General features: G+C 66.0%; 9 protein-coding genes. 4 read left to right on the forward strand and 5 right to left on the reverse strand.

What is annotated here, in order from left to right:
* Positions 1-28: 28 nt before the first annotated feature.
* Positions 29-3,145, reverse strand: coding sequence for an efflux RND transporter permease subunit (locus tag K5658_RS21255; protein ID WP_221067227.1), 3,117 nt, complete (start codon positions 3,143-3,145; stop codon positions 29-31).
* A 224-nt stretch (positions 3,146-3,369) separates the two neighbouring features.
* Between K5658_RS21255 and K5658_RS21260 the strand changes: the two genes are divergently transcribed.
* The gene (locus K5658_RS21260) at positions 3,370-3,594 is read left to right on the forward strand and encodes a hypothetical protein (protein ID WP_221067228.1); all 225 of its coding nucleotides are present in this window, start codon (positions 3,370-3,372) and stop codon (positions 3,592-3,594) included.
* Between the two features lie 218 nt (positions 3,595-3,812).
* A complete protein-coding gene (locus K5658_RS21265) occupies positions 3,813-4,565 on the forward strand; it encodes a sulfotransferase family protein (RefSeq protein ID WP_221067229.1) in 753 nt (250 codons plus the stop codon).
* A 68-nt stretch (positions 4,566-4,633) separates the two neighbouring features.
* Here K5658_RS21265 and K5658_RS21270 read toward each other — a convergent pair whose 3' ends face one another.
* From K5658_RS21270 to K5658_RS21285, 4 genes are all read right to left on the reverse strand, one after another.
* Positions 4,634-7,105: an ATP-binding protein gene (locus K5658_RS21270; protein WP_221067230.1), complete on the reverse strand. Its 2,472-nt coding sequence runs from the start codon at positions 7,103-7,105 to the stop codon at positions 4,634-4,636.
* Positions 7,106-7,108: 3 nt separating this feature from the next.
* Positions 7,109-8,647 (reverse strand): ATP-binding protein, encoded by a 1,539-nt coding sequence (locus K5658_RS21275; RefSeq protein ID WP_221067231.1) that lies wholly within the window; start codon positions 8,645-8,647, stop codon positions 7,109-7,111.
* 75 nt (positions 8,648-8,722) lie between these two features.
* Positions 8,723-9,655 (reverse strand): SphA family protein, encoded by a 933-nt coding sequence (locus K5658_RS21280; protein ID WP_221067232.1) that lies wholly within the window; start codon positions 9,653-9,655, stop codon positions 8,723-8,725.
* Positions 9,634-11,220: a PAS domain-containing sensor histidine kinase gene (locus K5658_RS21285; RefSeq protein ID WP_221067233.1), complete on the reverse strand. Its 1,587-nt coding sequence runs from the start codon at positions 11,218-11,220 to the stop codon at positions 9,634-9,636. Before K5658_RS21285 ends, K5658_RS21280 begins: the two co-directional genes overlap by 22 nt.
* A gap of 311 nt (positions 11,221-11,531) precedes the next feature.
* Between K5658_RS21285 and K5658_RS21290 the strand changes: the two genes are divergently transcribed.
* Together K5658_RS21290 and K5658_RS21295 are read left to right on the forward strand one after the other, a co-directional pair.
* Complete coding sequence (locus K5658_RS21290) at positions 11,532-12,158, forward strand: response regulator (protein WP_221067234.1); 627 nt, start codon at positions 11,532-11,534, stop codon at positions 12,156-12,158.
* A gap of 62 nt (positions 12,159-12,220) precedes the next feature.
* Positions 12,221-12,583, forward strand: coding sequence for a response regulator transcription factor (locus tag K5658_RS21295; RefSeq protein ID WP_221067235.1), 363 nt, complete (start codon positions 12,221-12,223; stop codon positions 12,581-12,583).
* The last annotated feature ends 7 nt before the right edge of the window (positions 12,584-12,590 follow it).

Here is a 12,590-nt window from a genome sequence, read left to right on the forward strand (position 1 = left end):
GGTTTCCGCGATTCGTGAAAAAAACCCTTCAAAATGGCTTGTTCTGGGCGATTTCAAGGCCCTCGGCAAGCTGGCAAGATTTTGATTTGAATGAGTTTCTTATGGTATTCGCCATGTCGTCGAGGTAGCTGTAAACCGCCGGGATCACCAACAGGCTCAACACGGTCGAGGTCGCCAGGCCGCCGATCACGGCGATGGCCATGGGACTGCGGAACGAGGGGTCCGCCGCCCCGGCCCCCAAGGCCGCCGGCAACATCCCGGCCCCCATGGCGATGGTGGTCATGACCACCGGGCGGGCGCGTTTATGGCAGGCGTCCATCAGCGCCTCGAACCGCCCGAGGCCCAGTTCCCGGCGGGCGACGATGGCGTATTCCACCAACAGGATGGAATTCTTGGTGGCGATGCCCATCAGCATCACCAGCCCGATCAAGGAAGGCATGGAAAAAGCCTTGTCCGCCAGCAGCAAGGCCACGAAGCCGCCGCCGAAGGCCAACGGCAAGGCCGCGAGGATGGTCACGGGTTGCAGGAAATCCCGGAACAACAGGACCAGCACCACGAAGATGCACAACACCCCGGTCAGCATGGCGAGGCCGAAGCTGCCGAACAATTCGGCCATCATCTCGGCGTCGCCGATATTGATCTGGCGCACGCCATGGGGCAGGTTCCTGAGGCTGGGCAATTCCGCCACCGCCGCCGCCACCTCGCCCAGGGGCAGGCCGGACAACTCGACCTGGAGGCTGATATTGCGCGAACGGTCGTAGCGCTGGATCAAGGCGGGACCGCCCGAGAGCTCCAACCGCGCCACCTGCCCCACCCTGGCCGACCCCACGCCCGGCTTGGACGAGGGCACGGCCAGTTGTTCCAGCAGGGCCAAATCCTTGCGGCCATCGGCGCTCAGCCGCACCACCACCGGGATTTGGCGCTGGGCCAGGTTGAGCTTGGGCAGGGACCAGTCGTAATCGCCCACGGTGGCGATGCGCAGGGTCTCGGCGATGGCGCTGGACGTGACGCCGAGGTCGGCGGCCTTGGCGAAATCGGGCCGCACGGCGATTTCCGGCCTGACCAGGGCGGCGCTGGAAGCGATATTGCCCAGGCCGGGGAGGGTCCTGAGGTCGCGCTCCACGGCTTGGGCGGCGCGGGCCAGCGCCGCCGGATCGTCGCCGCTCAGGACCAGGACGTATTTCTCGCCGGAACCGCCCAGGCCGACCTTGGTGCGGACCCCCGGCAGGCGTTCCAGGGCCGTGCGGATTCGGGCCTCGATGATTTGTTTCCGCACCGGGCGCTCGCCGCGCTTGGCCAGGGTGAGGGTCAAGGTGGCTTTGCGGACCTCGCCGTCGGCCTGGATCGCCATCGGGTCGCTGCCGGCGGAACCGCCGCCGATGGTGGTGTAGACGCTGAGCACATAGGGCACGGCGGCGACCAACTGGCGGGCCGTTTCCGCCGAGGCGCGGGTTTGCTCCAGGGTCGCGCCGGGGGCCAATTCCACGAACACCTGGGTTTGGGGATAGTCGTCCGCCGGGATGAAGCCGGTGGGCAGGAGCGGGATCAGCAGCAAGGAACCGACGAAAAACGCCATCGCCCCGGCCAGGGTGAGGAAACGATGGCGCAGGCAAAAGGCGGCGAGCTTCATGTACAGCGCCATCAAGCGGCCATCCCCGCTCCCGCCGCCGCCCGCGTCCCTGAGCAGATAGGCCGCCATCATCGGCGTCAGCATCCGCGCCACCACCAGGGAAGCGAACACCGCCAGGGCGGCGGTCCAACCGAATTGCTTGAAGAACTTGCCCACCACCCCGCTCATGAAGGCCGTGGGCAGGAACACCGCGATCAGGGCGAAGGTGGTGGCGATGACCGCCATGCCGATTTCGTCCGCCGCCTCCATCGCCGCTTGGTAGGGCGTCTTGCCCTGCCGCAGATGGCGCACGATGTTCTCCACCTCGACGATGGCGTCGTCCACCAGGATGCCCACCACCAGGGACAAGGCCAGCAGGGACACCCCGTTGAGGCTGAAACCGAAGGCGTACATGCCGATGAAGGTCGGGATCGCCGACAAGGGCAAGGCCACGGCGGACACGAAGGTCGCCCGCCAGTCCTTCAAGAACAGCCAGACCACCAGCACCGCCAGCGCCGCCCCCTCGTACAGCAAGGCCATGGAACCGTGGAATTCCTCCTCCACCGGGGTCACGAAGTTGAAGGCTTCGGTGAATTCCAGGTCGGGATGGGCCAGGGCCAGTTCGTCCAGCGCCTCGCGCACGCCCGCGCCCACCTCGACCTCGCCCGCCCCCCGGCTGCGGGTGACCTCGAAACCCACCACCGGCTTGCCGTCGAGCAAGGCCAGGGCGCGGGGTTCGGCCACGGTATCCAGCACCGTGGCGATCTGGTCCAGGCGGATGCGCCGCCCATCGGGCAGGGCCAGGGGCAGGGAACGCAGTTCGTCCGCCGTGGCGACATTGCCCAGGGTGCGCACCGGCTGTTCGCCGCCGCCGAGGTCGGTGCGGCCGCCCGCGCTTTCGCGCTGCACCTCGCGCAATTGCCGCGATACGTCGGCGGCGGTCGCGCCCAGGGCTTGCAGCTTGACCGGATCGAGGGCCACCGAGATTTCCCGGCTGGCCCCGCCCACCCGGTTGACCGCGCCCACGCCGGGAATGGCCAGCAGGCGCTTGGCCACGGTATCGTCCACGAACCAGGACAGGGCTTCGTCGTCGCGGCGGCGCGAGGCCACGGTGTAGGCCAGGATGGGGGATTGCGCCAAATCCAATTTGGTCACCACCGGGTCGCGCAGTTCGCCGGGCAGATCGGCGCGGACCTTGGACACCGCCGAACGGGTGTCGTCCAGCGCCTCCTCCACCGGCTTTTCCATGCGGAATTCCAGGGTCAGGCTGACGCTGCCATCCTGGATTTTGGTGCTGATGTGCTTGAGTCCTTGCAGGGTGGCGACGGCGTTCTCCAACTTGCGGGCCACCTCGGTTTCCAATTGCGGCGGGGCCGCGCCGGGCAGGCTGGCGTTGACGATCACGGTGGGGAGGTCGAGGTCGGGGAAGTTCTGCACCGACATCGCCTTGAAGCCGAGCAGGCCGCCGAAGGTCAGCAGCACGAACAGCATGAGGGCGGGCAACGGATTGCGGATGCAGGCGGCGGAAATGTTCATCTTGGAATGGAGGCTGGCTGGGGGGCGCGGGATTCTAGTGCATTTTCGGTCCGCGGAGGCGGCCGGGTGGACGGCGGCGGTTCCGTCCGCGCCTTGGCCGGGCCGGAGCATCGGCTATTTCCCTAGGAAAATCACGGATTCCGCGGGTTTCCTGGGCCAGGGATAATCGGACGCTTTAAACTAAGATGGCGATGACCGGGGGGAGAACCATGTGGAATGCGACGATGGCTATGGACGGAAAATTCGATATTGGAACACCGGTGGTTTTCGCGCCGGACAATCCCGCGAAACATCCGCGCTTCATCGGCAAGGAAGCGGTGGTGGTCGATTATTCCGAGGATGATGGCGGGAATTTCGATGTGTTTATCGCGGTCGATTGGCGGATCGTGCTGCTGGTGAAGGAATCCGACCTCAAGGCCCGGCCCCGCCCGATTGCTTGGGCCAGTTGAATCGGTAGGCTGGCAGGGCGGTGTCACCCACCGCCCATGAATTTGGCGACGGGTGCGGCCACCGCCCCCTAGCCGACCCGCCGTCCCCGCGGTATCTTCATTCCAGGGCGCAGCCCACCAAAGCGCCCCGCCCAAACACCAAACCTAGCACAACCCGGCTCCCGGCCCGCGCTGGACGCGGCGAACAGGGAGCCATGGTATTTCCCACCCCCACCCCTATGCAATACCTCTTCATACTCGGCTGCCCGCGCAGCGGAACCACGGTCACGGCCAGGATCTTGGGCAGCCATCCCGCCATCGTCCTGGGGATAGAGCGTTACGCCAAACTGTTCTTCAAGCACGGGCTGGAACCCGCCCTGTTCGATAAGGACCGCTTTTTCGATATCCGGCCCGGCGACGCCATCTATCAGGATTTTTCATTCAAGGCCTATACCGCCGACGCGGCCACCCTGCGCCAACGCTACGACCATGCCCGCTATATCGGCGATAAGATTCCCGGACTCTACCGCAAACCGGAAGCGCTGGCCGGGTTTCCCAAGGCGGAAACCCTGGTGATCGCCACGCTGCGCAATATCTGGGATGTGTGCCTGTCGTACCAGGCAAGGTTTTATTCCACCGGCAAAAATAAATGGGATAAGACGGCGCTGCAAGGCGTGCGGGATTGGAATCTGTCGTTGCGGGGTATCGCGGCGATCCAGCAAGCGGGGTATCCGCTCATCATCGCCGACTATGACCGGCTCTACACCCCCTTGCAAAGCGAAGAGGAATATCGCGGCAACCTCGGTGCCCTGCTGCAAAAGCTCGGCCTGGCCTGGCATGGACAGGCTGAAAACCAAGCCGCCACCGAAAGGCGCAAGGTATCCGACCTGGAGGCCGCCCGCCAGCAGGCCAGCCTACCCCTGGAAGTGCGCCTCGCCATTTGCCGGGACGCTGATTTCGAGGCGTATCGCCGCCTTCTCAAGAGCGCTTGATGGCCGGGCGGGGATCGGAAAAAGTGTGGAAAAATTCCACACTTCTGCCCAAGCGCCACCGCCGCCCCTCACGCCTCCGCCAGCATCCGCAACCACAGGCATATCCGCGTGCCCTGCCCCGGCTCGCTGTTGATTTCCACGCTGCCCAGATGCACATCCATGATTTCCTTGACGATGCACATGCCCAGCCCGGAGCCCGGCACCTTGCCCGAGGTATCGGCCCGGTAGAAGCGCTCGAACACATGGCCGATCTGCTCCGCGTCCATGCCCATGCCTTGATCCGCCACTTCCACGCCCACCTCCCGGCCTTCCGCCCCCTCGCGGAAGCGCACGCCGATGGCGATGGGCGTGTCCTCCGGCGAATAAGTGCGGGCGTTGTCCAGCACCTTGACCAGGGCCAGCTTGAACTTGGCGGCATCGACCGGGATATCCAACCCATCCAGGGCTTCGGCCCCGCCGAACCCGCCGCTCCGGCCTTGCAGGGCGACGGCCTCGTGCAGGGCCGCGCGCACGACGGGGGCCAAGGGCTGCGGCACGATGTTGAAATCGCGCCCGGCCCGGCTTTCCAGGCGCGACAGGTCCAGCAGGTCGCCGACGATGGCGATCAAGCGCTGCGATTGTTCGAGGATGGCGGCGGCCATGTCCTTTTGCATGGCGGGTTCGAGTTCGCAGACCGATAGCAATTCGGCATAGCCCGCGACCACGGTCAGGGGCGTGCGCAATTCGTGGGCGGCGGTGGCGAGGAATTCGCTCTTCATGCGGTCCAGTTCGGTTTCGCGGGTCAGGTCGTGGAAATAGGCGATCAAGGCCTTGGGCGCGGCCCCGTCGCCATCGTCGCCGAACACCCGCACCTGGCAATACAGCGAGCGCGGGCAGGGCCTGAGCAATTCCAGCGGGAACGCCCCGTCGGCGTCGAACGGCGGCGGGCCGGCATTGACCGTGAGTTGGCCGATGCCGCGGCGGAAATCGGCCAGCGTCCAACCCTCGGTCTGGTCCGGGCCGAAGCCGGTCATGGCGAAAAAAGCCGGATTGCCCTGGCCGATGCGGCCCTCGCGGTCGAAAGTGACCAAGCCGTCCGGGCTGAGTTGGAACACGGCCTCCAGCCAGCGGACGTGCTCTTGTAACTGGCGCTGGGTCGCCATCAGGTCGCGGTGGGCCGCGCCCAGCTCGCGGCCCATGGCGCTGAGTTCGCGGGCGGTCTCGTGCAATTCCTGCACATTGAATTCCAGGGGCGCCTGCTCGTAACGGCCCTGGCCGATGCCCAGCATCATCAGCTCGATCTGCTTGAGGGGCCGGGCGATGGTGCGGCTGGCGATCCTGGCCCTTATGAACAGGGCGACGAAGAACAACAGATAGAACAACACCAAAGTCTCGATCATGGCGAAGGCGATCTTTTCCAGTTGTTCGCTGAGGCTGACCGCCGAGGCGAAAATCTTGGCCGGGGTCGCCACCACCATGAAGGTCCAGCCGGTTTCCCCGACCCGGTTCCAGGCCGCCAGCCGCTCGCCGCCGATCCGGGCCTCGGCCAGCCCTTGCGGTTCGCCGCCGATGCGGTTGGCGAGTTCCCGCAGTTGCGGGCGCTTGTACAGGTTGAATTCCTCGGGTTTGAACGTGTCCTGCCCCACGGCTTGCTGGTATTGGTGGTTGACCAGCTCGTTCAGGCCGAAATCCTCTTCCCCGGCCTTGGGCATGGCCAGCAGCGAGCCATCCTTGCCGACCATCACCCCGTACATATCCCAGGGCAGCTTCAGGTCCAGCACCCGCTGGATGATGGTGCCCACCGTGATATCCAAACCCACCACGCCTTCCAGGAAATCGCCCCGGTACACCGGCGCGATGCAGGACGCCAGCCAGCCCTTCCCCGCCGGGTCGAGATAGACATCGGTCCACACCGGCTTGCGCTCCGGGTCGTGGATGGCGTCCGCCTCGTAATAGAAGTTGTAGGCGGGGATGTTCATCTTCGGCGGATATTGGCTGAAATCCATGTAGGGATAGATGCGGTTCAGGGAATCATGGGTGTTCAGGTAGATCTGCACCACCAGCGGATTCACGGCCTTGATCTGCTGCATGAAGGGGTCCAGCGCCGCGCTCCTCCGCACCTTGTCCATCTCCTTGGGACCGACCGGCACGATGCCGCTGTAATACACCGCGCTACCGCCATCGTCCCCGCGCGCGTGGTAGACCCCGTTCGGATCGAGTTGGTAGCGCTCCGGGTTTTCGAGGCCGCTCCTGGCCGGGGTGGCGAGGGCCAGGGCCGTCTGCCGCCGGTAGAGGTCGGTCAACTGGGTGATGGAATTCAACTGGCGCGATACGTTATCGGCTTCCTGCTGCGAAATCCGCCGCATGGATTGGGTGGCTTCCTGGCGCAACAGGTCGATATTGGCCTGCCGCGACCAATAATTGGTCTGGATGTAGATGCCGATCAAGGCCACTTCCACCAGCAGCAAGGGCACGAGCGCGGTCTTGGCGTAGGAGCGCCAAATCCAGGAAGCCAGCGGGATGCGCTGGCCGGGATATTTGGCGGGCCGGACGATGGGCATGGCCTAGCCCTCCACCGGGTCCAGGGTGGCGTCGGGCAGCCAGATCGCGACCTGGGTGCCGGCCCCCGGCTGGCTCCGGATATCCAAGCGGCCCCGGTGCAGGGTGACGATCTCCTTGACGATGCTCATCCCCAGCCCGGTGCCGGGGATGGCCCCCGAACTATCGGCCCGGTAGAACCGCTCGCAGACCCGCGCCACCTGCTCCGGGGCCATGCCGATGCCATGGTCGGCGATTTCGATGCCGATTTCCCCGGCCCCGCGCCGCACGACGATATCGATCCCGCCGCCGCCGGGCGAATATTTGTAGGCGTTCGACAACACATTGGTGAGCGCCTGCCGCAGCTTGTTGGCGTCGCCCCGGACCCGGATATCCCCGTCCGGCCAGTCCAGCCTCACCGGGCAACGGCCCTGGGCGCATTCGGGATCGGTGGCTGAGACGGTTTCCCGCAGCAATTCCCTGGGGTCCAGGCTGGCGAAGACGAAATCCTTGCCGCGGCGGGCCTCGATCCGGGCGAGGTCCAGCAATTCGTTGACCAGGGCGCTGATGAGCTTGGATTGGCGGAAGATGATTTGCAGCATCTCGCGGCGCGACTCGGGGTCGAAATCCTCGGCGCTCAGCAGCAATTCGGAAAAACCGTAGATGCTGGCGAGCGGCGTGCGCAGTTCGTGGGCGGCGGTGCTGAGGAAATCGCTCTTCATGCGGTCCACCTCCATGCGCTCGGTGATATCGATGCAACTGCCGATATAGCCATGGAACGCGCCGTCCGCGTTGAACCGGGGGCACCCCGAGTCCAACAGCCAGCGATAGACCCCGTCGTGGCGGCGCAGCCGGTATTCCATGCGGAACGGCAAGCGGGCGGCGCAATGGGAAGCATGGGTTTCGAGGCAACGCGGCAAATCCTCGGGATGCACCCCCCCGGTCCAGCCCGCGCCGTATTCCTGCGCCAGGGTCCGCCCGGTGAAATCCAGCCAGCCCTGGTTGAACCAGACGTGGCGCTGGCCGGTATCGGCCAGCCAGATCAACACCGGGGCGGCGTCGGCCATGGTGCGGAAGCGGGCCTCCGATTCCCGCAGCGCGTTCTCGATGTGTTTGCGCCCGCTGATATCGCGGAAATAGCCGGCCACGAAGCCCCGCCCCCGGTGCAGCAGATAATTGGCCGACACCTCCACCGGCACGACGCGGCCATCGGGCAGGTGGTGTTCGGTCTCCAGGATTTGGAAGGGCTTGGCCCGGAGGCCGCGCCACAGCGCGTCCAGGGCGTCCGGCCCGAAATTGGGGTCCCAATCGGGCAGGCGCAGCCGGTACAAGGCCTCCCGCGGCAGGCCATAATGGCGGCAACAGGCGTCGTTGGCGTAGACCATGCGGAAACCGTCGCGGGGATCGAGCATATAGACCGGATCGGCGGTGTACTCGGCCAAGGCCCGGTACAGCGCCGCCTCGGCGCGGACGCGGGCCGGTCCGAAGCGGGCCAGCCAAGCCCCGGCGCGCCCGGCGAGCCGGGCCAGGGCCTGCCTGGCGGTGGATGGGAATCGGAACGGCATGGCGGACCTCCCGTTAGTCCGTAGGGCGCGTACCGCGTGGCGTCATCCGGCATGGGTACGGGCGCGTATCCTGGCTCAGAACTGGAAAATGGTGCGCACCAACAGATAATCGCCGGACAGATGGTTGTTGACGCCGAGTTCGTGCAACCATTTGACCGACACCGTGACCTCGCGCCCGCCCCCGGTCTTGAAGGTGTACATCCCGGCCGGGCCGAGCGTGGCGAACGCCCCGTCGACCACGAAGGGAGGGACCCCCTGGCCACTGTCGGACGCGGTCTGGGCATAATAGGAACCGGCCACGCCCAAGGCCCAGGCCGGGGAAAAGTGGTAGCCCAGCAGATAGTCGAAATGGAATTCGGTGCCGGTGCGGTAATCGGTGTCGGCGTTCTGGGTGTTCGCCATCACACCGAGATTGGCCGAGATTTCGTAGGTGTCCTGATCGAACATCCAGGTAACTGATACGTTACTATCGAAGCTCCAGGTATTGCGGCCCAGGTTCAAATCGCGCCGGGCGGAATAATTGCCGCTGGGCGGCACGACCGCCTGGAACGCCAGCACCGACCAGCCCGGGCCCTGCCAGGACAAGGCCAGCGGCACCACGTACATATCCCCCGCCCCGGCCTGTTCGGTGAAACGGCCCGGCCTGGCCGCGGTCGCCCCGGTGCGGTAGTTGGAGTACATCGCCGCCGGGAACAGCGCCAAGGCATAACGCGCCCCCAGGACCCGGTAATCGGTGACCCCGATCAAACCCGGCATGTCCAGCAGCATGTCGCTGGAATCGCCACCGCCGGCGGCGTGGTAATAGCCCATGAAATTGTTGAGGTACACCCCGGCCTGGCCCAGCACCGCCATATAGAAATCCCCGTAGAATCCCGGCACGTAGTTGCTGCCGCCGAATTCCGAGGCATGGCTCTCGCACTGCCACAGCGCCAGGACGCACAGCGCCCGGAGGGCCGCCGGGCGGCGCGGGGAACCCACGGCCTGTATCAGGTTTCCGGGGCCGGCCATCCCCCCTCCCCCTCATGCCGCACATCCACCAAGGGCAGGCTTTGCCTGGGCGTGGCCACCACCGGCAGCAACAAAGTCACCAAGGTGCCCTTGCCCGGCACGCTCTGGATTTGCGCGGTGCCGCCGGATTGGCGGGCGAAGCCGTACACCATGGCGAGGCCCAGCCCGGTGCCCTTGCCGCGCTCCTTGGTGGTGAAGAAAGGATCGAAGGCCCGCGCCGCCACCCCAGGACTCATCCCGGCCCCGGTGTCGTCCACGCCGATGGCGATGTATTCGCCGGGCGGCAGTTCCGGGGCGGTTTCCTGGTGTTCCAACAGGCCCAGCCAATGGGTGTAGACGCAGAGCGCGCCGCCCTGGGGCATGGCGTCGCGGGCGTTGATGACGAGGTTGAGGATGGCGTTGCTGAAACCGCCCTGGTCGATATGGGCGATGGCGTCCACCGCCAGCGGGGCGACCTCGACCTGGACGGCCTTGCCCGCGGTCTGCCGGATCAGGGGTTCCAATTCGCGCAGCAAGGCGTTGATATTGACATCGCGGGCTTCGAGCGGCTGGCGGCGGGCCACCGCCAGCAGCGAACGGGTCACTTCGACGCCCCGCTCCGCCGCGGTCAGGGCCGATTGCACCACCTGCCGGCGTTCCATGGCCGTCAGCGGTTCGTTCAAAAGCTCCAGGCTGCCGATGACGATGCTCAGGATATTGTTGAAATCGTGGCAAAGCCCGCTGGTCAATTGGCCGATGGCCTCCAGCTTCTGGGCCTGCACCCAACGGCCCTCGGCCAGCAAGCGGTCGGAGATATCGCGGATGAAGCCGGTATAGCAGCGCTGGCCGCCCAATTCGAGCTGGGAGGCCTGGATTTCCACCGGCATCCCGCTCCCATCCCGTTGGCGGGCGATGAACCTGCGGCGGCGGCCGCTGCCCTGCTCCAGGCAGGTCCGCAGGAAACGGACGAACACGTCCTCCGGTTCGCCCGGATTGCCCCGCGGCTGGATGGCCTGCTCCAAGGGCCGGCCCCGCACTTCCTCCTGCGTGTAGCCGAACATGCTTTCGGCGCGGGGACTCCATTCCTGGATGCGGCCCTGTCCGTCCAGCACGAAATAGGCATCGGGCGAGCCCTGGATGGCGCTGCGGTAGAGCGCCTCGCGGCATTGCCCCGCCTCCCCCGGCCCGGTCCGCTCCCCGGCGTCCGGGATATCGAGCCGGACCGCGAGGATTTCCATCCCGCCCGGTCCCGCCCGGTGGGCCGCGAAGCGGTCGCGCACCCGGATGTATTCCTCCTGGCCGTGGCCGGGGCGGCAGCGGTATTCCAATTCGACCTCCCCGCCCGCTTCCAGGCCGACCAGCGGGCCGATGACCTGGGGCCAATCCTCGGGGTGGATATGCGCGGCCCAGAAGCCCGGCTCCCCACCCACCGGGAGCGGAGCGCCACCGACGGCGCGGAACCTGGGATTGGCATGGATCAGCTCCGTGCCGCCGTCGTCCCCGCGCCACAGCAGGTACATCGGCACCGGGCTGGCGTCGAAATAGCGCAGGGCTTCCGCGCCGGGGGACTGGATTGGGCTGGACATGGCTTCGCTCCTGAAGGCTGGAGGGGGGGAGCTATGGATCGATCCGGCGGGGCTGGGAATAGGAAGGGGAACAGTAACCTGCCACTGGCTTCGATGCCTCTAGGGAGCCGCGTTCGATCTGATTTTTTTTAGTAAAAATTAGAACATAATAAAAAAAATCAGTAAAATAATTTCGGCGGCTGCGACGAAAGTATAGGGAAAAATCGGCGCGGGAACGGTCGGGCCGGGCCGGCCGCGGCGGGACCGCGAGAGCGGACGGACCCGCCGCCACGCACCGCCCCGGCGCGTTCCACCGGCAACAGGAAAACGCCATGGAGAAAACACCCAAGTCCTTCCGTCCCAAGATCGCCAAGAACTTCTGCACCACCGCCCAGGCCGCCGAGAAGCTGGGGGTGTCCATCCGGACGGTGCAGCTTTGGACCGAAAGCGGTTTGCTGACCGCCTGGAAGACCGGGGGCGGCCACCGCCGCATCCCCCTGGAATCCTTGGAAAAGCTCCTGTTCCACCCCCCGCCCGCGCCGGAAGGGGCCGCCACGCCCGAATCCAGCCTGCGGGTGCTGGTGGTCGAGGACGAACCCGGCCTGTTGACGCTGTACCGCGCCCAGGTGCGGCGCTGGCCGGTGGCGACCGAACTGGCGACGGCCCAGGACGGTTTCGACGCCCTGCTCAAGCTCGGCCAGGCCAAGCCGCACCTGATGATCACCGACCTCCTGATGCCGCACATGGACGGCTTCGGGGTGCTCAAGCGGCTGCGCGGCCTGCCGGAGTTCGCGGATATGGCCATCGTCGCCGTGACCAGTCTGGACCCGGAGCAAATCGCCGAGCGCGGCGGCCTGCCGGGCGGGATTCCGGTGCTGGCGAAACCCATCCGTTTCGATGCGCTGGAGCGAATCGCGATTAAACTTGCTGTGGCCCGGCGGCTATTGCCCGCCGGGTAGGACATCGCTTCATCAAGCGCCGCCGGTCCCAGGGCCATGGCGCGACACCGGATTGAACAACCATGCACAAGATATTGGTGGTGGACGACCACCTGGATATCCGCAAGCTCATGCGGATCACCCTCGACAAGGAATACCTGGTGATCGAGGCCGAGAACGGCGACAGCGCCCTGGACATCATCCGGCACGAGCGGCCCGACCTGGTGCTGTTGGATATCATGATGCCGGGCAAGCTGGACGGCCTCGCGGTGCTGGAGGCGGTCAAGGGCGACCCGGAGTTGAACGGCACCTGCGTGGTGATGCTGACCGCCCGCGGCCAGGTCAAGGATTACGAGGCGGGGATGTTGCGCGGGGCCGACGGCTACTTCATCAAGCCGTTCAGCCCGCTGCAATTGCTGGGCTTCATCCGCAAGCGCCTGGGTTGAAGGCGGG

The sequence above is a fragment of the Methylomagnum ishizawai genome, assembly GCF_019670005.1.
Taxonomy (GTDB): Bacteria; Pseudomonadota; Gammaproteobacteria; order Methylococcales; family Methylococcaceae; genus Methylomagnum; species Methylomagnum ishizawai.

Bases quoted from the DNA above. Each gene is read 5' to 3' on its own strand.
- K5658_RS21275 (WP_221067231.1), bottom strand. From the start codon at position 8,647: ATGCCGTTCCGATTCCCATCCACCGCCAGGCAGGCCCTGGCCCGGCTC.
- K5658_RS21265 (WP_221067229.1), top strand. From the start codon at position 3,813: ATGCAATACCTCTTCATACTCGGCTGCCCGCGCAGCGGAACCACGGTC.
- K5658_RS21280 (WP_221067232.1), bottom strand. From the start codon at position 9,655: ATGGCCGGCCCCGGAAACCTGATACAGGCCGTGGGTTCCCCGCGCCGC.
- K5658_RS21290 (WP_221067234.1), top strand. From the start codon at position 11,532: ATGGAGAAAACACCCAAGTCCTTCCGTCCCAAGATCGCCAAGAACTTC.
- K5658_RS21255 (WP_221067227.1), bottom strand. From the start codon at position 3,145: ATGAACATTTCCGCCGCCTGCATCCGCAATCCGTTGCCCGCCCTCATG.
- K5658_RS21260 (WP_221067228.1), top strand. From the start codon at position 3,370: ATGGCTATGGACGGAAAATTCGATATTGGAACACCGGTGGTTTTCGCG.
- K5658_RS21270 (WP_221067230.1), bottom strand. From the start codon at position 7,105: ATGCCCATCGTCCGGCCCGCCAAATATCCCGGCCAGCGCATCCCGCTG.
- K5658_RS21295 (WP_221067235.1), top strand. From the start codon at position 12,221: ATGCACAAGATATTGGTGGTGGACGACCACCTGGATATCCGCAAGCTC.
- K5658_RS21285 (WP_221067233.1), bottom strand. From the start codon at position 11,220: ATGTCCAGCCCAATCCAGTCCCCCGGCGCGGAAGCCCTGCGCTATTTC.